Source organism: Streptomyces sp. NBC_00464 (assembly GCF_036013915.1).
GTDB lineage: Bacteria > Actinomycetota > Actinomycetes > Streptomycetales > Streptomycetaceae > Streptomyces.
Genome location: NZ_CP107899.1, coordinates 2,810,549 through 2,830,474 on the forward strand (window position 1 = coordinate 2,810,549; position 19,926 = coordinate 2,830,474).

19 protein-coding genes are annotated in these 19,926 nt (G+C 69.1%); 4 read left to right on the forward strand and 15 right to left on the reverse strand.

Translation table 11 applies throughout. The features are described from left to right. Positions 1-55 precede the first annotated feature (55 nt). A complete protein-coding gene (locus OG912_RS12210) occupies positions 56-2,149 on the reverse strand; it encodes a DUF7507 domain-containing protein (protein ID WP_327709378.1) in 2,094 nt (697 codons plus the stop codon). Between the two features lie 189 nt (positions 2,150-2,338). Here OG912_RS12210 and coaA point away from each other — a divergent pair, with 189 nt between their 5' ends. Together coaA and OG912_RS12220 are read left to right on the forward strand one after the other, a co-directional pair. Further along, complete coding sequence (gene coaA / locus OG912_RS12215; protein WP_326738120.1) at positions 2,339-3,334, forward strand: type I pantothenate kinase; 996 nt, start codon at positions 2,339-2,341, stop codon at positions 3,332-3,334. 19 nt (positions 3,335-3,353) lie between these two features. Beyond that, positions 3,354-4,319, forward strand: a complete 966-nt coding sequence (locus tag OG912_RS12220; RefSeq protein WP_327709379.1) for a DUF389 domain-containing protein — start codon at positions 3,354-3,356, stop codon at positions 4,317-4,319. Positions 4,320-4,365: 46 nt separating this feature from the next. Here the strand turns inward: OG912_RS12220 and glmM are convergent, their stop codons facing one another. The 4 genes from glmM to OG912_RS12240 all read right to left on the reverse strand — a co-directional run bounded on the left by glmM (position 4,366) and on the right by OG912_RS12240 (position 9,263). After that, positions 4,366-5,724: a phosphoglucosamine mutase gene (gene glmM / locus OG912_RS12225; RefSeq protein ID WP_327709380.1), complete on the reverse strand. Its 1,359-nt coding sequence runs from the start codon at positions 5,722-5,724 to the stop codon at positions 4,366-4,368. A gap of 163 nt (positions 5,725-5,887) precedes the next feature. Continuing rightward, a complete protein-coding gene (gene rpsI / locus OG912_RS12230; protein ID WP_326738117.1) occupies positions 5,888-6,424 on the reverse strand; it encodes a 30S ribosomal protein S9 in 537 nt (178 codons plus the stop codon). 45 nt (positions 6,425-6,469) lie between these two features. Continuing rightward, positions 6,470-6,913 (reverse strand): 50S ribosomal protein L13, encoded by a 444-nt coding sequence (rplM, locus tag OG912_RS12235; RefSeq protein ID WP_326738116.1) that lies wholly within the window; start codon positions 6,911-6,913, stop codon positions 6,470-6,472. A gap of 730 nt (positions 6,914-7,643) precedes the next feature. Next, positions 7,644-9,263 carry an ABC-F family ATP-binding cassette domain-containing protein gene (locus OG912_RS12240; RefSeq protein ID WP_327709381.1) on the reverse strand — a complete coding sequence of 540 codons (1,620 nt, stop codon included), beginning with the start codon at positions 9,261-9,263 and terminating at the stop codon, positions 7,644-7,646. A 67-nt stretch (positions 9,264-9,330) separates the two neighbouring features. Between OG912_RS12240 and OG912_RS12245 the strand changes: the two genes are divergently transcribed. Together OG912_RS12245 and OG912_RS12250 are read left to right on the forward strand one after the other, a co-directional pair. After that, on the forward strand, positions 9,331-10,185 hold the full coding sequence (locus OG912_RS12245; RefSeq protein WP_327709382.1) for a hypothetical protein: 855 nt from the start codon (positions 9,331-9,333) through the stop codon (positions 10,183-10,185). A 50-nt stretch (positions 10,186-10,235) separates the two neighbouring features. After that, positions 10,236-12,107 (forward strand): DUF4034 domain-containing protein, encoded by a 1,872-nt coding sequence (locus tag OG912_RS12250; RefSeq protein WP_327709383.1) that lies wholly within the window; start codon positions 10,236-10,238, stop codon positions 12,105-12,107. Between the two features lie 7 nt (positions 12,108-12,114). Here OG912_RS12250 and truA read toward each other — a convergent pair whose 3' ends face one another. From truA to secY, 10 genes are all read right to left on the reverse strand, one after another. Then, positions 12,115-12,969 carry a tRNA pseudouridine(38-40) synthase TruA gene (truA, locus tag OG912_RS12255; RefSeq protein ID WP_327709384.1) on the reverse strand — a complete coding sequence of 285 codons (855 nt, stop codon included), beginning with the start codon at positions 12,967-12,969 and terminating at the stop codon, positions 12,115-12,117. A gap of 91 nt (positions 12,970-13,060) precedes the next feature. Further along, positions 13,061-13,564 (reverse strand): 50S ribosomal protein L17, encoded by a 504-nt coding sequence (gene rplQ / locus OG912_RS12260; protein WP_136328425.1) that lies wholly within the window; start codon positions 13,562-13,564, stop codon positions 13,061-13,063. Positions 13,565-13,865: 301 nt separating this feature from the next. Further along, the gene (locus OG912_RS12265; protein ID WP_003966937.1) at positions 13,866-14,888 is read right to left on the reverse strand and encodes a DNA-directed RNA polymerase subunit alpha; all 1,023 of its coding nucleotides are present in this window, start codon (positions 14,886-14,888) and stop codon (positions 13,866-13,868) included. 137 nt (positions 14,889-15,025) lie between these two features. Further along, the gene (gene rpsK, locus OG912_RS12270; RefSeq protein WP_003956432.1) at positions 15,026-15,430 is read right to left on the reverse strand and encodes a 30S ribosomal protein S11; all 405 of its coding nucleotides are present in this window, start codon (positions 15,428-15,430) and stop codon (positions 15,026-15,028) included. 105 nt (positions 15,431-15,535) lie between these two features. Continuing rightward, positions 15,536-15,916 carry a 30S ribosomal protein S13 gene (rpsM, locus tag OG912_RS12275; protein WP_014154579.1) on the reverse strand — a complete coding sequence of 127 codons (381 nt, stop codon included), beginning with the start codon at positions 15,914-15,916 and terminating at the stop codon, positions 15,536-15,538. A 194-nt stretch (positions 15,917-16,110) separates the two neighbouring features. Then, positions 16,111-16,224 carry a 50S ribosomal protein L36 gene (rpmJ, locus tag OG912_RS12280; RefSeq protein WP_003956441.1) on the reverse strand — a complete coding sequence of 38 codons (114 nt, stop codon included), beginning with the start codon at positions 16,222-16,224 and terminating at the stop codon, positions 16,111-16,113. 60 nt (positions 16,225-16,284) lie between these two features. Then, positions 16,285-16,506 carry a translation initiation factor IF-1 gene (infA, locus tag OG912_RS12285; RefSeq protein ID WP_014047798.1) on the reverse strand — a complete coding sequence of 74 codons (222 nt, stop codon included), beginning with the start codon at positions 16,504-16,506 and terminating at the stop codon, positions 16,285-16,287. Positions 16,507-16,795: 289 nt separating this feature from the next. Further along, positions 16,796-17,632: a type I methionyl aminopeptidase gene (gene map, locus OG912_RS12290; protein WP_326738111.1), complete on the reverse strand. Its 837-nt coding sequence runs from the start codon at positions 17,630-17,632 to the stop codon at positions 16,796-16,798. A gap of 116 nt (positions 17,633-17,748) precedes the next feature. Further along, entirely contained in the window at positions 17,749-18,405 is a 657-nt protein-coding gene (locus tag OG912_RS12295) for an adenylate kinase (protein ID WP_327709385.1), read from the reverse strand. Beyond that, positions 18,405-19,724 carry a preprotein translocase subunit SecY gene (gene secY, locus OG912_RS12300; protein WP_326738109.1) on the reverse strand — a complete coding sequence of 440 codons (1,320 nt, stop codon included), beginning with the start codon at positions 19,722-19,724 and terminating at the stop codon, positions 18,405-18,407. The genes OG912_RS12295 and secY overlap by 1 nt, the downstream gene beginning before the upstream one ends. Positions 19,725-19,926 lie beyond the last annotated feature (202 nt).

Here is a 19,926-nt window from a genome sequence, read left to right on the forward strand (position 1 = left end):
AGACCGGCCCGGCGCCGTGGGGCGCCGGGCCGGTCTCTCCGTCAAGCGGGCCGGATCAGTGCGAGTGTCCCTTCCGCGACCCGTGCGACGCCGACTTCCGCCTGCGTGGCACCAGGATCAGCGCTCCGCCGGCCGCCGCGATCGCTGCGGCAATGCCGAGGGGGAGGAGCATCGGCGCTCCGGTGTCCGGCATCGCGCCGCCGTCATGAGCGGGGGCCGAGGACGTCGGCACAGGCCACGAAGGGGTGTGTGTCGGTGAGGGGGCGGGAGTGGAGGTGTGGGTCGGGGTGTGAGTCGGGGCCGGGCTGTGGGTGCGGGTCGGCGTGGGAGTCGGGTTGTGGGTGTGGGTCGGCGTGGGAGTCGGGGTGGGCGTCGGGGTCGGGGTGGGCGTCGGCGTGCTCACCTGGATCGTCGCTCTGTCCGGCGGAGACTTCACCGCACCGTCGTTGCCCGTCGCGACCGCGTGGTTCATCACGCTCCCCCGCTCCACGTCGTCCTCGTCCACCACGTAGGTACCCGTACAGGTGGTGCTGTCCCCGGGCGCCCCCTGCCCGGCCAGCGTGGTGGACTCGCAGGTGACGCCTTCGACGAGGTCGTCGTGGATCCGGAGATCCTCGACCGGGCTGTCGGTGACATTGCCGACCACGTAGCTGTACTCCACCTCGTCCCCGAGTGCGTACGGCTGCGAGTCGTCCACCTGCTTGTCGAGCGTCAGGCCGACCGCGCCGCCCAGGGGCAGGTTCACACTCGACGGCGGGGAGAGGACCGTCTCGTCACCGCTCCTGCCCGATGCTTCGGCGGTGTTGGAGATGTAGCCGCGCCCGGCATCGCGACCGGTGACGGTGTACGACGCCGTGCAGGTCATCGTCGCTCCGACGGCCAAGGTGGTGCCGGGGCAGGTCACCGGTCCGACGGTGGGGTCGTCCACGCCGACGTCACTGAGATCGGAACCCCCCGAGTTCGTCACCACGAACTCGTACGGCACCCGCGTGCCCGGCACGATCACCTCGGGCAGCGGCTGCGCGATGCTGACCTGCTTCACGAGATTGAGTTCCGGCAGCGGCTTCAGCGAGCGGGCGGAGAGCGTACGGATGAGGTGGACGTCGGTGAAACCTCCCGTCGACGCACCGAAGCCGAACTTGTACGTGGCGGGGACCGGCTGGGGTGCCTCCGTCTCCAGGACCTGCTGGGCACCGTTTCCGTCATGGAAGTCGACCAGCACCGTCAGCACGGGGTCGGGGGCCGGGCTCACGCGCACCGTCACGGTGCGGCGGGACGCCTCCAGAATCTGCTGCGCCGCTTCGGGCGTCGTCCCCGCAGGGAGGTCGGCCGCAGTGGTCGGCCCCTGGAGCTTGCCGGGAAGGGTGGACGGCCAGGGCGCCGTCGTCGTCAGGTTGCTGGTGGTGGCGGCCAGGAAGCAGTAGCCCTCGGTGCCGTGGCCGGGCCCCCGCACCGTGACCATGTTGCTCCCCGGTCCCGGAACCCGGAATCCCGTACCGGCGGGGGAACGTCGCGCGCAGCCGTTGCCGCGATGCTCCCAGTCACCGAAGTAGTTCCCCAGGACGTCCAGGCCGACGCCCAGATAACCATGGTCGACACCCGGCACGAAGTCCATGTTCGCGTCGTCGTTCGGCAGCTTCTGGGCGTAGCCGAGGCTCCCGCCGAACGCCCCTGGCGCGGACAGTTCGGATGCCCCGTCCACCAGGAAGAACGAGATGCCGTCGGCCGGATTCGCGACCGGTGTGCCTCCGTACTGCCATTGGTCGAAGGAGACTTCCAGCCCTTCGTTCGCGGGCAGCGCCTTGTTGTGGATCACCGCCGAGGCCCGGTCGTTGCCCGCGTCCGTCAGCTGGAGGTAGCCGTACGGCGCTGCGTTGCGGGGCGGTACGGGACCCACCGCCGTATCGGAGCAACCGCCCAGCGGATGCGGCGTGTTGCCTATGGGCGGCTGCTCGGGCGCGGCACCCGTCAAGCAGGCGGGTCCCACCGCTTCGAAGTCTCCGTCCGCGGTCGCCCCGGTGAACGGCTCCTCCACCAGGGTGGGCGACACGGCGGCGGCGCTGCTGCCCGTGGCCGGCGCGGCGCCGGGCAGCAGGGAGACGGCCATGATCGCTGCCGTCAGAGCCAGGGCTCCGGTCGACAGCGCCACGCGCCCTCGACGGACCTGCACAGAATGAGGTCGTAGCATAAATGGGACAATATGCATGATCCTGCGCAGGGTAGCTCGGCACGCCGCATGCCTCCCTCCCCACCCCCATCCGCCGGAGCCCGGCCCCACCCGTCCCCACGTGACCGACCCCACCCCCCACTCCGTTAAAACTCCCGCAACAATGAACCTGTGATCACTTCGCCGACACGGAGCACGAACCGACGCGCCGAGCCCGCCGCGACGCCGTACGTCGACCTCTCCCGGGCGGAGTGGAGCGCGCTGCGCGACAAGACGCCGCTGCCGCTGACCGCCGACGAGGTGGAGCGGCTGCGCGGGCTCGGGGACGTCATCGACCTCGACGAGGTCCGGGACGTCTACCTGCCGCTCTCGCGCCTCCTCAACCTGTACGTCCAGGCCACCTCCGGGCTGCGCGGCGCTCTGAACACCTTCCTGGGCGACGCGGGCAACGGGCACGGGGAGCAGCGCGGGACCCCGTTCGTCATAGGGGTCGCGGGCAGCGTCGCGGTGGGCAAGTCCACCAGCGCCCGTATCCTCCAGGCGCTGCTGGCCCGCTGGCCGGAGCACCCGCGGGTGGAGCTGGTGACCACGGACGGGTTCCTGCTGCCGATGAAGGAGCTCCACGCGCGCGGCCTGATGTCGCGCAAGGGCTTCCCCGAGTCGTACGACCGGCGCGCCCTGACCCGTTTCGTCGCCGACATCAAGGCGGGCAAGGACGAGGTGACGGCCCCCGTCTACTCGCACCTGATCTACGACATCGTGCCGGACGAGCGGCTCACCGTACGGCGTCCGGACATCCTCATCGTCGAGGGGCTGAACGTGCTGCAGCCCGCCCTGCCCGGCAAGGACGGCCGGACCAGGGTCGGGCTCGCGGACTACTTCGACTTCAGTGTGTACGTGGACGCGCGGCCCGAGGACATCGAGACCTGGTACCTCAACCGCTTCCGCAAGCTGCGCGCGACGGCGTTCCAGGACCCGTCCTCGTACTTCCGTAAGTACACACAGGTCTCCGAGGCGGAGGCGATGGAGTACGCGGCAACAATGTGGCGGACCATCAACAAGCCCAACCTGGTGGAGAATGTGGCGCCGACCCGCGGCCGTGCCACGCTGGTGCTGCGCAAAGGCCCCGACCACAAGGTCCAGCGGCTGTCCCTGCGCAAGCTCTGACTCCGGAAAGGGTGCACGCGTGCTGCATCTACGCCTGATCGTCCCGGCCGACCGTACGGACGAGGTGACGGGCCTGCTGGAGCGGACCGTCGGCACCGCCCATCTCGCGGTGCTGCCGGGGGTCGCGCGCGACCCGGTGGGCGACGTGGTGCTGTGCGACGTGGCGCGCGAGGCGGGCGACGAGCTGATCGGCGCGCTGCGGCGGCTCGGGGTCGACGAGTTCGGGTCGATCACGGTCGAGAACATGGACCTGACGCTCTCCGCGAGCGCCGACCGGGCCGAGGAGGAGGCACCGGGCGAGGGCGCGGACGCGGTGGTGTGGGAGGAACTGACGGACATCACCCACGAGGAGTCGACGTTCTCCATCACCTACGTGGCGTTCCTCTCGGTCGCGACGATGCTCGCGGCCTGCGGTGTGATGCTCGACAACGCGATCCTGATCGTGGGCGCGATGGCGGTCGGTCCGGAGTTCGGGCCGCTGGCCGGGATCTCCACGGCCCTGGTGCAGCGCGCCCCGCGTCTGGTGTGGCGCTCGCTGTGGGCGCTGGTCGGCGGTTTCGCCGCGGCCATGGTGCTGACGGCCGGCTTCGCCTGGCTGATGGACGTCTTCGGGCTGTTCGACGAAGCGATGATCGAGGCACCCCGGCCGAACACGGCGTTCATCTGGCAGCCGGACTGGATGTCGTTCGTGGTGGCGTTCCTCGCGGGCATCGCCGGGACGCTCTCCCTCACGTCGGCGAAGTCCGGGGCGCTGATCGGTGTCGCGATCTCGGTGACGACCGTGCCGGCCGCGGCCAACGCCGCGGTGGCCTTCAGCTACAGCGACTACAGCCAGATGACGGGCTCCGTCCAGCAGTTGCTGGCGAACCTCGGCGGGATCGTGCTCGCGGGGACGCTGACGCTGCTGGCGCAAAAAGGCCTGTGGGTGGTGGCCCTCCGCCACCAACGGAGGCACCCGAAGCCGCCCGTGACCACGGACGCGTAGCCCGGAGGGCGGGTGCGCATGGCCACGCACCCGTCCTCCGCCCTGCTCAACCCAGCGCGGACTTCACGACGTCGGCCAGGCGTCCGGCCACCGCGCGCGCCTGCTCGATGTCGGCGGCCTCGACCATGACCCGCACCAGCGGCTCCGTACCCGACTGGCGCAGCAGCACGCGGCCGGTGGCGCCCAGCTCGCGCTCGGCCTCGGCGACGGCCGCGGCCAGCTCCGGGGAGGTGCCCACGCGGGACTTGTCGACGTCCGGCACATTGACGAGGACCTGCGGCAGGCGCTCCATCACCCCGGCCAGATCGGCGAGCGAACGGCCGGTGGCGGCGAGGCGGGCCGCCAGCATCAGGCCGGTCAGCGTGCCGTCGCCGGTCGTGGCGTGGTCCAGGACGATGACGTGTCCGGACTGCTCGCCGCCCAGGGCGTAGCCCTCGGCCTTCATCGACTCCAGGACGTAACGGTCGCCGACGGCCGTCTGGACGAGGTGGATGCCCTCGCGCTCCATGGCGATCTTGAAGCCGAGGTTCGACATCACGGTGCCGACCACGGTGTCCTTGCGCAGCTGCCCGGCCTCACGCATGGCGAGCGCCAGCACGGCCAGGATCTGGTCGCCGTCGATCTCCTCGCCCGCCGCGTCCACGGCCAGGCAGCGGTCGGCGTCGCCGTCGTGCGCGATGCCGAGGTCGGCGCCGTGCTCGACGACGGCGGCGCGGAGCAGCGACAGGTGCGTGGAGCCGCAGCCGTCGTTGATGTTCAGGCCGTCCGGCTCGGCACCGATCGTGACGACCTCGGCCCCGGCCCGTGCGAAGGCCTCGGGCGAGACGTGGGCGGCGGCGCCGTGCGCCTCGTCCAGGACGACCTTCAGGCCGTCGAGCCGGTTGGGGAGGACTCCGATGAGGTGGGCGACGTAACGGTCGAAGCCCTCGGCGTAGTCGCTGATCCGGCCCACGCCGGCGCCGGTGGGACGGGCCCACGGCTCGCCGGTGCGGTGCTGCTCGTAGACCGTCTCGATGCGGTCCTCCAGCTCGTCGGCGAGCTTGTGGCCGCCGCGGGCGAAGAACTTGACACCGTTGTCCGGCATGGCGTTGTGGCTGGCGGAGAGCATGACTCCGATGTCGGCGCCCAGGGCCCCGGTGAGGTAGGCCACGGCCGGGGTCGGCAGCACGCCGACACGCAGGACGTCGACGCCCGCGCTGGCGAGACCGGCCACCACGGCAGCCTCCAGGAACTCTCCGGAGGCGCGGGGGTCGCGGCCCACCACGGCCGTCGGCCGATGGCCCTCGAAGGTGCCTGCCTCGGCCAGTACGTGCGCCGCCGCGACCGACAGACCGAGCGCGAGCTCGGCCGTCAGATCCGCATTGGCGACACCGCGCACGCCGTCCGTGCCGAAGAGTCGTCCCACTGGTGTCCTCCGAAGGTGCTCCGAAACGCAAAAATCAGACTAAGTAAGCAACAAGCCTATGAATGCCTTATGCCGTTATATGCCCGTGACCGCTAATAAACGAACGCCCCGGCAGCACGAGTGTGCCGCCGGGGCGAACGTGTAACGCGGTAGAGCAGGCGGTTTAGCGCTTGCTGTACTGCGGGGCCTTACGGGCCTTCTTGAGACCGGCCTTCTTGCGCTCGACCGCACGGTCGTCACGGCAGAGGAAGCCGGCCTTCTTCAGCGTGGCGCGGTTGTTGTCCACGTCCGCCTCGTTCAGCGAGCGGGCCACGCCGAGGCGCAGGGCACCGGCCTGACCGGAGACGCCGCCACCCGAGATGCGGGCGATGACGTCGTAGCGGCCGTCGAGCTCGAGCACCTTGAAGGGCTCGTTGACTTCCTGCTGGTGCACCTTGTTGGGGAAGTAGTCCTCAAGGGTGCGACCGTTGATCTTCCACTTGCCGGTGCCCGGAACGATCCGGACGCGGGCGATGGCGTTCTTGCGACGGCCCAGGCCGGCCGCCGGCTGCGGGTCGCCGAAGCGGCCCGCGAGCGACTCGGAGGTGTACTCACCCTCGACGGGGACCTCCGACTCGAAGGTGGTCACCTCGGCGAAGGTCTCTTCGCCCTCGGTGCCCTCGGTGCCCTCGATGGGCGCTTCTGCAGTGGTCTCGGCCACGATTCTCCTCAGATCTTTCTTTACGTCTTTGGGGGGAGGCCGGAACTACTGCGCGACCTGGGTGATCTCGTACGGGACCGGCTGCTGCGCGGAGTGCGGGTGCTGGTCACCCGCGTACACCTTCAGCTTCGAGATCATCTGGCGACCCAGGGTGTTCTTGGGGATCATGCCCTTGATGGCCTTCTCGACAGCCTTCTCGGGGTTCTTCGCGAGGAGCTCGTCGTAACGCACGGAGCGGAGACCGCCCGGGAACCCGGAGTGGCGGTACGCCATCTTCTGGGTCTTCTTGTTGCCGGACAGGTGAACCTTGTCGGCGTTGATGATGATGACGAAGTCGCCCATGTCCATGTGGGGGGCGTAGATCGCCTTGTGCTTGCCTCGGAGGAGGTTCGCAGCCGTGGTGGCCAGACGGCCGAGGACGATGTCCTCCGCGTCAATGATGTGCCACTGGCGAGTGACATCGCCGGGCTTGGGGCTGTACGTACGCACTTCGTAGCCTTCGCTTCTTCAGTGGATGGGGTCCAGACACACGGCACCTCTGAAGCGACCATGCAGCTGGGGCTCACAGTGCCGGGACGCTGCCCGTATGCGAGCCACTGGTAACTGCTCCAGGGAACCTACGTAAGGGCCCTTCGCGTGAGAACGACGAAGCCAATACGTATAACAGTCACCGAGACTACCCGCCGCGCCCCGGACGGGTCAAAACGGGTCCCTCGGCCGGGTGGGCTCGCGGGGTTCCGGGTCCCCTGGCTGGGGGTTCCGTCCTCAATCGCCGGACGGGCTTGGTGGTGCGGGTGCCCCGCGGGGGTTCGCCCCTGTCCGGTGGGTGGGGGTCCGGGGCCCCTCCGGGGCGTCTCCTCGGACGACGAACGTTCCGCGGGTACGCGAACGACCCGGGTCGATGTTCGTCGTCCTGCGGGGACTCCCCTGCACGGCCCCGAACCCGGCCGCCCTGCGTCTGCGGCAGTCATCAGGGCCGGTGTTCAGACGCAGGGGCGGCCGGGTGGGGGCGTGCAGGGGAGTCCCCGCAGAAAATGGCGTACGACCCGGGTCCCTGTTCGTCGTCGGGTGCACACGCCATTTTTGAGGAGTCTCCCCGGAGGGCCCCCACCCCCACCCACCGGGCAAGGGCGAACCCGGCGGGGGACCCGCACTCAAGCCCGTCCGGCGATTGAGGACGGAACCCCGCACCCCGACCGGGGCGGCGCCGCCGGAGGCGTTACCGGGCCCTTTCGACCCGCCGCTCGTCCCACACCGGCTCCGCCGTCTCCCGTACGACCCCGTCCGAACCGAAGACCAGGTACCGGTCGAAGGACTTCGCGAACCACCGGTCGTGCGTGACGGCCATCACCGTCCCGTCGTACATCTCAAGCCCGTCCTGCAGGGCCTCGGCCGACTCCAGGTCCAGGTTGTCCGTCGGCTCGTCCAGCAGCAGCGCGGTGGTGCCGGCCAGCTCCAGGAGCAGGATCTGGAAGCGGGCCTGCTGCCCACCGGACAGCCTCTCGAAGGCCTGGTCCCCCTGCCGCTCCATCTCGTACCGCCGCAGGACGGACATCGCCCCGCCCCGGTCCTTGGCGTGCTCCGTCCACAGGATCTCGACGAGCGTCTTGCCCAGCAGCTCCGGATGGGCGTGGGTCTGCGCGAAGTGCCCCGCCACGACGCGCGCGCCGAGCTTCCACTCTCCGGTGTGCGCCACGTCGCCCCCCGCCAGCAGCCGCAGGAAGTGTGACTTGCCGGACCCGTTGGACCCGAGGACGGCGACGCGCTCCCCGTAGAAGATCTCCAGGTCGAACGGCTTCATCAGACCGGTCAGTTCCAGGTTCTTGCAGGTCACCGCCCGCACCCCGGTCCGGCCGCCGCGCAGCCGCATCTTGATGTCCTGCTCGCGCGGCGGCTCCGGGGGCGGGCCGGCGTCCTCGAACTTCTTGAAGCGGGTCTGCATCGCGTGGTAGCGGTTGGCCATGTCCGGGCTGTTCGCCGCCTGCTGGCGCATCCGCAGGACGAGGGCCTTCAGCCGGGCGTGCTCCTCCTCCCAGCGACGCAGCAGTTCCTCGAAGCGCGCGAACCGTTCCTTGCGGGCCGCGTGGTACGTGCCGAATCCACCGCCGTGCACCCATACGTCGCTGCCGGCCGGTCCGGGCTCCACGCTGACGATCTTCTCGGCGGCCCGGGAGAGCAGCTCCCGGTCGTGGGAGACGAAGAGGACCGTCTTACGGGTCTCCTTCAGCTTCTCCTCCAGCCAGCGCTTGCCGGGGACGTCGAGATAGTTGTCCGGCTCGTCGAGCAGCAGCACCTCGTCGGGCCCGCGCAGCAGCGCCTCCAGCACCAGCCGCTTCTGCTCGCCTCCGGACAGCGTGCGCACCTCACGCCACTGCGCCTTCTCGTACGGGACGCCGAGGGCCTGCATCGTGCACATGTCCCAGACCGTCTCGGCCTCGTACCCGCGCACCTCCGCCCAGTCGCTCAGTGCCTGCGCGTACGTCATCTGCGCGGCCTCGTCGTCGGTGGTGAGGATCAGCTCCTCGGCCCGGTCGACGGCGTGGGCGGCCTCCCGAATCCGGGGCTGGGCGACGGAGACCAGCAGGTCCCGCACCGTGCGCTCGTCGCGCACCGAGCCGACGAACTGCTGCATCACGCCGAGCCCGCCGCTCACCGAAACCGAGCCGCCGTGCGGCTGGAGGTCCCCGGCGATCAGCCGCAGCAGCGTGGTCTTACCGGCGCCGTTCGCCCCGACGAGGGCGACCACGGCACCGTCCGCGACGCGGAACGAAGCATCGCCGAGCAGCACCCGCCCGTCCGGTAGGTAGTACTCGAGATGGCCTGCTTCAAGATGTCCCATACAGAGCATTGTCACGGGCAGCGAAGCTGTGGCCCAACCGGTTTAGGTTCCGTCTAGGATTCGGCGCATGAGCTTTGGGCAAGGGGGGCCCTCCTGGGGGCCCGGGGGCACTGGGACTCCGGACTGGGCAGCGCTGGCCGAGGAATCCGCGGCACGCGCCAGGCGCAAGAAGTGGCTGATGATCGGCGGGGGCGCGCTGGCCACCGCCGCGGTAGCCGCGATCGTGGCGACCGCCGTCATCTCGACCGGCAAGAACGACCCCGGCGGCACGTCGGGGAAGAACGCGAGCGAGCTGCCGTCGGCGACCGCTCTGCCGAGCGAGACGGCAGAGCCCGAGCCGTCGTTCTCGTCGGTCGCCCCGCTGCCCCCGCCGGACCCCAAGGACTACATATCCGACGTGAAGAAGGACCGGGCGCCCGTCACGGTGGACGCCTTCTTCCCCGGAAAGAAGCTGACGATGGGGAACCGCGCCTACTCCAAGGGCGCGACGCACCGCACCACGAAGTGCGCCGCGGTCACCAAGGCCGGACTGGGCCCGATCCTCACGAACAACGGCTGCGACCAGGTCATCCGGGCCACGTACAGCCGCAGCGGTGTGGCGGTGACCATCGGCCTCGCGGTCTTCGAGACCGAGGCCCAGGCCAAGAAGGCCGCCCAACAGGCCATCGGCAGCATCGTGTCGCTCGGCGGATCCGGTGTGCCGGACTTCTGCCGCCCCGGTTCCGTGTGCCGCCGCACCTCCAACTCCTATGGTCGGTACGCCTACTTCGCGATCAGTGGCTTCACCAGCGGCAAGGGCGTCACCAAGGCCGACAAGAACGTGTTCGCTGTCGGCGACGACCTCACGAACTTCACTTTCCGCCAGATCCGCCACCGCGGCGAGGTCCAGGCCTCGGCCGCGGCCACCGCCCCCACTGCCTGACCCCGCCCGTCCTTCGGTTCAGCCTCTCCCGGATGCGGAGGACCGCTGCTGTGCGTCTCGTCTTCCTGGTCTCCTTCCTGCGCATCCTGCGCCACCGCGACGCCATCGGCGTCGACCTGGCCCCCGACGAAGCCGTGCTCCTGGACCCGCCGGACGCCCCGCTGCGCGCCGCCCTCACCGCGGCGACAGGGGGCGACCACGCCCCGGCGCGGGAGCTCCTGGCCTCGACGCGGCTGCACGCCCAGTGGGAGCGCAGGGATGCGTACGTGAGCCGGCTGGCCCGGACCGCGCTGCACCACGACGGCTGGCTGGACGCCTGGCTGACGGAGTCGCCCGACGACCCCGACGCCCTCCTGGTCGTCGCCGACTTCCACCTCCACCAGGCCTGGGAGGTACGGACGAGCGCCCGCGCGAAGGATGTCGAACGCGACCAGTTCCAGGCCTTCTTCGCGCTCCTGGAGGACGCCGTGCCGGTGATCGCCGCCGCGGCCGAGCTCAACCCCGCCGACCCGGTCCCCTGGCGCATCGCGCTCACCCACGCCCGCGGCATGCAGGCCCCGCGCGAGGTCTTCGACGCCTATCTCGCCGAGGCCGAGGCCCGCGACCCGCACCACCTCGGCTGCCACGTGCAGGCGCTGCAGTACGTGTGCGCCAAGTGGTACGGCTCGCACGAGGAGATGTTCCGGTACGCGGAGCGGGTGGCCGAGTCCGCCCCGCCCGGCTCCAGGCTGCACGCGCTGCCGCTCCAGGCGGCGCTGGAGTACCGGCTGTCCGAGGCGGACGAGCCCGAGGGCCCCGACCCGTACGGGCCCAAGGTCGAGGCGGCCATCACCCGCGCCCTGGCCCTCTCCGACACCTACGACGGGGAGGGCGACCGCGAGGCGGCGGGCTTCCGCAACGACCTGGCCCTGATGCTGGTCATGGCCGACCGGCCGGCCGAGGCCCTCGACGTGTTCCGGGCCATCGGCGTCCACGCCACCGAATCCCCGTGGAACCGGCTCGGCGACCCCCGTACCGAGTTCCTCGAAGCCCGGTCCGACGTCCGGCTCGACCTCGCCTCACGCATCCCGCTCTTCGGCCGGCCGCCCGAGCCGCCCGCCACCGCCCCGGACTGGGCGGCCCTGGCCCCGCGCGCCGTCGCGATCGTCCCCGCACCCCCGGCCGACGTCGCCCAGGCGGCTCTGATCTGCGGCTTCTCCTTGCGTACGGCCCCGGCCGGCGAGGGCTACAGCTATGTCGAGGTGGTCCCTGAGGCCACCCGCGGCCGACGCGCGGCGCTGCTCCCCCAGGAGCCGCTGACCGCCGCGGCGGAGACGTTCACGACCGGCGAGAGCTGGCCCGCCCTGATCCTGCACCGCACCCCCGAGCGCTGCACCGTCACCGCTCTCCACCAGGGCCGGCAGATCACGGCGCACACCTGGGACACCGAGTCCGCCGCCCCCGACCACGCCGATGTACAGGACACCGCGGCGGACCTCGCCCATCTGTACCGGGTGGCGGACCCGCGCCCGCTGGCCCACATCCTGCGCGCCACCGGCGACCCGGTCCGCCACCAGGCCGATCTGGTGACCGCCCTCGGCCTGCCGCCCGTACCGCAGGGGTTCGGCGGGGACACCGAGATCCTCGGCGAGATCCCCGGCGCCCGGGTACAGGCCCGCCGCTCCATCCTGGCGGGGATGCGCGACACGATGACGACGGGCACCGGCAGCCATCCGCGCGCGCCCGGCCACGACACCCCACGGACGGGCCGCTGGTGGCTGACCCGCAGCGCCGCACTCGTGGCCGTCGGCGCCGCCGCGGTCCTCGCCTGGTGGAGTCCGCGGATCGGCTGGTTCCGCTCCTCGCTGCTGAGCGGCGCGGCGCTGTACCTGGCGGGGGCCCTCACGGCCGAGCTGCGCCGGCGCAGGCGTACCACCCCCTGACCGGACGTCAGCAGCAGCCGGCTCCAGGAAGCGTCCGCACGTTGCGAGCCTCCACCGCCCTGGCCGCGAGCAACTCATCGGCCGGGTAGGCGACTTCCTCCAGCGTCAGCCCGTGCGGTCGCACCACATGCACCCCGGGATCGCGCACCCGGGCGGCGAGGACCTCGGCCGGCCACGGATTCGGGCGGCGCCCGTCGCCCACGAACAGCATCGCCCCGACCAGCGCACGCACCATGTTGTGGCAGAAGGCGTCGGCCTGCACGGTCCCGGTGATGATCCCGGACGCCTCGTCACGTGCCCAACTCAGCTTCTGCAGCGTCCGGATGGTCGTCGCACCCTCGCGCTTCTTGCAGTACGCGGCGAAGTCGTGCTCCCCCGTCATGCGCGCGGCAGCCGCGTTCATCGCGTCGAGGTCCAACTGCCGGTCGTGCCACAGCACATGACCGCGCACCAGCGGATCGACCCCGCCCGGCCCGTCCGACACCCGGTACGCGTACCGGCGCCACAGGGCGGAGAACCGGGCGTTGAACCCGGCCGGCGCCTCCTCGATCCGCCGGATCCGGACATCGGGCGCCATCCGGCCGGCCATCCGCCGCAGCAGCATCGAAGCGTGCGCGGCCCACACCTCGGCCGGCAGGTCCACGTGCGCGACCTGACCCCGGGCGTGCACACCGGCATCGGTGCGCCCGGCCACGGTCAGGTCATAGGTGCGCGGGGAGCGGGTCACGGTCCGCAGCGCATCCTCGATCTCACCCTGGACGGTCCGCCGGCCCGTCTGCTTCGCCCAGCCGGAGAAGTCCTTGCCGTCGTACGCCAGGTCCAGCCGCACCCGGACGAAGCCGGGCTCCACCACGTCACTCACACCAGCGATCCTCTCAAGATCCGTACCACAGCGAAACGGGCCCGCACCGCCCCGAAGGGTGATGCGGGCCCGTCCAGAGGTCTCAGAACGCTCAGGCGTCCTTGGACTCCTCGTCGGCCTCGGCCGGCTTGGCGTCCTCGACGGACTCGACCGGGGTCTCGTCCTTCTTGAGGGCGTCTTCCTTGACCGCACGCTTCGTGGCGGCCTCGGCCTCACCGGTGGCAGCCTGCGCCACGGTCAGGGCCTCGACCAGCTCGATGACGGCCATCGGGGCGTTGTCGCCACGACGGTTGCCGATCTTGGTGATGCGGGTGTAACCACCGGGGCGGTTCTCGTACCGCGGGGCGATCTCGGTGAAGAGCGTGTGCACGATGCCCTTGTCCGTGATCGACTGCAGCACCAGGCGACGGTTGTGGATGTCGCCCTTCTTCGCCTTGGTGATGAAACGCTCGGCGACCGGACGCAGGCGGCGGGCCTTGGCCTCGGTCGTGGTGATGCGGCCGTGCTCGAACAGCGACTTCGCAAGGTTGTTGAGAAGAAGCTTCTCGTGCGCAGCGCTGCCGCCCAGACGGGCACCCTTGGCGGGCTGAGGCATGGTTTTCTCCTTGTGTGCTGCACCGGCCGTATCAGGTACCGGTGTCAGTTCCCGTGAGGCGGTCGCCACACGGAAGTTCCAGACGCCGTCCGCACTCGAAATCGAGCCTCAGCCCGAAATTCAAGCCCGTCCGACGCTTGAGGACAAAGCCCTCGCGTACGAGCCAGAATCAAGCCCGTCCGACGCTTGAGGACAAGCCCCTCGCGTACGAGCCAAAATCAAGCCCGTCCGGCGATTGAGGACAAAGCCCCCGCCCGGTCCGGGGCACCCAGAAAACCCGGGCACCCCAGCCGGAGGCGACTCAGTACTGCTCGGTCTCCACGAAACCGGCATCCGCGTCGTCGTCCGCACCGAACGCGTCGGCCGCGGCGGTCGGGTCGAAGCCGGGAGGCGAGTCCTTCAGCGCCAGGCCCATACCGGCCAGCTTCGCCTTGACCTCGTCGATCGACTTCGCACCGAAGTTGCGGATGTCGAGCAGGTCCGCCTCGGAGCGGGCCACGAGCTCGCCCACCGAGTGGATGCCCTCGCGCTTGAGGCAGTTGTACGAGCGGACCGTGAGCTCCAGCTCCTCGATCGGCAGCGCCAGATCGGCAGCCAGGGCGGCGTCCGTCGGCGAGGGGCCCATGTCGATGCCCTCGGCGTCGATGTTGAGCTCGCGCGCCAGACCGAACAGCTCGACCAGGGTCTTACCGGCCGACGCCATGGCGTCACGGGGACGCATGGCCTGCTTGGTCTCGACGTCGACGATCAGCTTGTCGAAGTCGGTGCGCTGCTCGACACGGGTCGCCTCGACCTTGTACGTGACCTTGAGCACCGGCGAGTAGATGGAGTCGACCGGAATCCGGCCGATCTCCTGGCCCACCTGCTTGTTCTGGACGGCGGAGACGTAGCCGCGACCGCGCTCGACGGTCAGCTCCATCTCCAGCTTGCCCTTGCCGTTCAGCGTGGCCAGGACGAGGTCCGGGTTGTGGACCTCGACACCGGCCGGCGGGGCGATGTCGGCAGCGGTGACCAGGCCGGGACCCTGCTTGCGCAGGTACATCACGACCGGCTCGTCGTGCTCCGAGGAGACGACCAGCTGCTTGATGTTGAGGATGAGGTCGGTCACGTCCTCCTTGACGCCCGGCACGGTGGTGAACTCGTGCAGGACACCGTCGATACGGATGCTGGTGACAGCGGCACCCGGGATCGAGGAGAGGAGCGTGCGACGCAGGGAGTTGCCGAGCGTGTAGCCGAAGCCCGGCTCCAGCGGCTCGATGACGAACCGCGAGCGGAACTCGTCAACGACCTCTTCGGTCAGCGACGGACGCTGAGCGATAAGCATGTGTGAATCCTTCAGTCGTGGGCGCCCACTATTTGACACCCGACAGATGAAACAAGGATACGGGCGGCACACCCCCGTAGGGGGCATACCGCCCGTACCCACGCTACTGACGCACGGCCGTCACCGGCCGTTGCGGATCAGACGCGGCGACGCTTCGGCGGACGGCAGCCGTTGTGCGGCGTCGGGGTGACGTCCTGGATCGAACCGACCTCCAGGCCCGTGGCCTGCAGGGAGCGGATCGCGGTCTCGCGGCCGGAGCCCGGACCCTTGACGAAGACGTCAACCTTGCGCATGCCGTGCTCCTGCGCGCGGCGGGCGGCCGACTCGGCGGCCATCTGCGCGGCGAAGGGGGTGGACTTGCGCGAGCCCTTGAAGCCGACGTGGCCGGCGGAGGCCCAGGAGATCACGTTGCCCGAGGGGTCCGTGATCGAGACGATGGTGTTGTTGAACGTGCTCTTGATGTGGGCGTGCCCGTGAGCGACGTTCTTCTTTTCCTTGCGACGCACCTTCTTGGCTGCGCCCTGACGACCCTTGGGGGGCATGTCTTGACTCCAGATGGAGAGGGGAGGTGATCGGTCCTACAGCGAAGACCGCTGGATACTGCGGATGTCCGGCGAACCGGACGCTCGCAGTGCGTCCGCTGAGGACTACTTCTTGCCCGGCTTCTTCTTACCGGCGATCGCGCGACGCGGGCCCTTGCGGGTACGAGCGTTCGTGCTGGTGCGCTGACCGTGGACCGGGAGACCGCGACGGTGGCGGATGCCCTGGTAGCAGCCGATCTCGATCTTGCGGCGGATGTCGCCCTGGATCTCGCGGCGAAGGTCACCCTCGGTGCGCAGGTTGGCGTCCACGTACTCGCGGATCTTGACCAGGTCCTCTTCGGCCAGGTCACGAACGCGGGTGTTCGGGTTCACGCCGGCGGCGGCGAGGATCTCCTTGGACCGGGTGCGCCCGATACCGAAGACGTAGGTGAGGGCAACCTCCACGCGCTTTTCGCGCGGGATGTCAACACCTGAAACGCGTGCCATTCAATGGCTCCAGTTGTTATGTCGGGGGTCTTCCGCAGCGCCACTCCCGACCGCCGACCTCTCGCTGGGAGAGGTGGTACGCCCGGGTCTCCGGCCCCCGCCGGAGGTGTCGTCAGCCGTGGCTTGGACGGGCACTGCGTATGTACGTTTACGTGCGTCGCGCGAAGTACTGCGAGATGCGAGGGGGTCGTGCGTCAGCCCTGGCGCTGCTTGTGGCGCAGGTTGTCGCAGATGACCATGACCCGACCGTGACGGCGGATCACCTTGCACTTGTCGCAGATCTTCTTGACGCTCGGCTTGACCTTCATGGGATGTCAGGTTCTCCGGGTCAGTGCCGGCACCCCGCCGAAGCGAGATGTAGGCAAGATCTACTTGTAGCGGTAGACGATCCGGCCACGCGTCAGGTCGTACGGGGAAAGCTCCACCACGACCCGGTCGTCCGGGAGGATTCGGATGTAGTGCATCCGCATCTTGCCGGAGATGTGCGCGAGGACCTTGTGACCGTTCTGGAGCTCCACCCTGAACATGGCGTTCGGGAGAGACTCGATCACGGTGCCCTCAATTTCGATGGCACCTTGCTTCTTGGCCACGCTTCGCCTTTCGAATCGGCTACCTTGATCGACTTCCGTCACTCGTATGCGGACACACGGATGCACGAGAGCCGACGAGTCAGTCTACGTCAGCGGACTCCAAAAGACGAATCCGTCAAGTTTGCCCACCGCGGCTGATCCTTAGACCTCCGGGTGGCCGTCAATCACCCCAGCGGGTCGGGTGCCGCCTCCACGCCGCCCCCTCCCCCACGCAGACCTCGCGAGCTCGGCGCCGGGGCGCCTCGCAGGCTTCGGCCCGCTGCGCCGGGCTCCGCCCGTCGGACGGAACTCATCCCAGCGGGTCGGGTGCCGCCTCCACGCCATACTGCGCCAGCTTCTCGCGGCCGCAGTCCGGAGCGGTCAGGACCAGCGGGCCCTGCTCCGTGAGGGCGATGCTGTGCTCCCAGTGGGAGGACCAGGTGCCGTCGGTGGTGATGACGGTCCACTCGTCCTCCAGCACCTCGGTGCGGGCCGTACCGAGGGACACCATCGGCTCGATGGCCAGGCAGAGGCCCGGGACGAGCTTGATGCCCTTGCCGCGCTTGCGGGCGACATAGTTCAGCACGTGCGGGTCCATGTGCATCTCGGTGCCGATGCCGTGCCCGCCGTAGTCCTCGATGATCCCGTACTTGCCCGTCGCGGGACGGGGCTGGCGGCGGATGTAGGTCTCGATCGCCTTCGAGATGTCGACCAGGCGGTTGTTCACCTTCATCGCGGCGATGCCGGCCCACATCGACTCCTCGGTCACCCGCGAGAGCTCGATGAGCTCCGGAGCGTGACCGGTGCCGACGAAGGCCGTGTAGGCGGCGTCGCCGTGCCAGCCGTCGATGATCGCGCCGCAGTCGATGGAGATGATGTCGCCGTCCTTGAGGACGGTCTTGTCGTCCGGGATGCCGTGGACGACGACCTGGTTCACCGAGGTGCAGATCGTCGCGGGGAATCCGCCGTACCCGAGGAAGTTCGACTTCGCGCCGTGGTCGGCGATCACCTTGCGGGCGACCTGGTCCAGGTCCAGCGTGGTGGCGCCGGGCACCGCCGCCTCGCGGGTGGCGGCGTGAATGGCAGCGACCACCAGCCCCGCCTCACGCATCTTCGCGATCTGCTCGGGGGTCTTGATCTGCACCATTGCGCGGCGCCTTTCTGGATACGGGGGGACGGGTCAACGATACGGCCGCAAACAGTCGGCCGCGGCGCCCAAGGACGCCGCGGCCGACTGCACTGCATGTACTACGGGGTGCTCTCTCAGCCCTTGTCGGACTTCAGAGCCTCCATGGCCCGCTCGGTCACGTCGGTGACCTTGCCGAGCGCGGAGATGGTGACCACCAGGTTCTGCGCCCTGTAGTAGTCGATGATCGGCTCGGTCTGCGTGTGGTAGACCTCCAGCCGGGTGCGGACCGTCTCTTCGCTGTCGTCGTCGCGCTGGTACAGCTCGCCGCCGCAGGTGTCGCAGACACCCTCGGTCTTCGGCGGGTTGTACGTCACGTGGAACACGTGCGCGCTCTCGTTGCGGCAGACCCGGCGGCCCGCGATCCGCTTCACGACCTCGTCCTCGGGGACTTCCAGGTCGAGAACCGCGTCCAGCTTTACGCCCTCGTCCTTGAGCATCACATCGAGAGCCTCGGCCTGACCCACGTTGCGCGGGAAGCCGTCGAGCAGGAAGCCGTTGACCGCGTCCGGCTGGGACATGCGGTCCTTGGCCATCCCGATCGTGACCTCGTCCGGCACCAGCTGCCCCGCGTCCATGTAGGCGCGGGCCTGCTTGCCAAGGTCAGTGCCCTGGCTGATGTTGGCGCGGAAGAGGTCGCCCGTGGAGATGTGCGGAATCGACAGGTTGTTGGCAAGGTACGCAGCCTGCGTTCCCTTGCCGGCACCCGGCGGGCCGACGAGGACGATTCGCATCAGCGGAGGAACCCTTCGTAATTACGCTGCTGGAGCTGACTCTCGATCTGCTTCACGGTCTCCAGACCCACACCCACGATGATCAGGATGCTTGTCCCGCCGAACGGGAAGTTCTGGTTCGCGCCACCGAAGCCTGCCAACGCCATCGTCGGCACAAGAGCGATCAGACCCAGGTACAGCGAGCCCGGCCAAGTGATCCTGTTGAGCACGTAGCTCAGGTACTCGGCAGTAGGTCGACCTGCCCGGATACCCGGGACGAAGCCACCATACTTCTTCATGTTGTCGGCGACTTCCTCGGGGTTGAACGAAATCGCCACGTAGAAGAAGGCGAAGAAGACGATCAACAGGAAGTACGTCGCCATGTAGTACGGGTGGTCGCCCTTGACGAAGTGGTCCTGGATCCAGGTCGCCCAGCCCGCGGTGGAGTTGGAGAACTGGACGATCAGGGCCGGGATGTAGAGCAGCGAAGAAGCGAAGATGACGGGGATCACACCCGCCTGGTTCACCTTCAGCGGGATGTAGGTGGACGTACCACCGTACGACCGGCGTCCGATCATGCGCTTCGCGTACTGCACCGGGATGCGGCGCTGGGCCTGCTCGACGAAGACGACGAGGGCCACCATCACGAAGCCGATCAGGATGACGGTGCCGAACTCGATCCAGCCGTCCGCGAGCTTGCCGCTCGTCTTGATGGCCCACAGGGCGCCGGGGAAGCTGGCGGCGATCGAGATGAACATCAGGATCGACATGCCGTTGCCGATGCCGCGGTCGGTGATGAGCTCACCGAGCCACATGACGGCGGCGGTGCCGGCGGTCATCGTGATGACCATGACGACCGTCGTGAACATCGACTGGTTCGGGACGATCTGGTCGGCGACCGGGCAACCGCTGAAGAGCGCACCGCTGCGTGCGGTGGCCACCAGGCCGGTGCCCTGCAGGATGGCGAGTGCGACCGTCAGATAACGCGTGTACTGCGTGATCTTGGCCTGGCCGGACTGCCCCTCCTTCTTGAGCGCCTCGAGTCGGGGAATCACCACGGTCAGCAGCTGAAGAATGATGCTGGCCGTGATGTACGGCATGATGCCGAGCGCGAAGATCGTGATCTGCAGCAGTGCACCACCGCTGAACATGTTCACCAGGCCGAAGAGGCTGTTGTTGCCCTTACTTGCCTGATCAACACAGGTCTGGACGTTCTCGTAGCTCACTCCCGGTACAGGGATGTGTGCCCCGAGCCGGTAGAGCACGATGATGCCGAGCGTGAAGAACAGCTTCTTGCGCAGGTCGGGCGTCTTGAACGCCCGGGCGAACGCGGTGAGCACGGTGCCTCCTGCGACCCCCGCGCAATGCGTAGAGGTGACGGTCTTGAGGATCGATGAATACGTAAATAGCCAAAGGGCCCAAGGCGCTTGCGCCCAGGGCTTACCACAGCAACGGAGGCCACCTTACCGGCGTACATGCCCCCCTAGGAACGACCAACCGGGGATGCCCCATATGAGAGGCATCCCCGGTTGGATGTTCAGG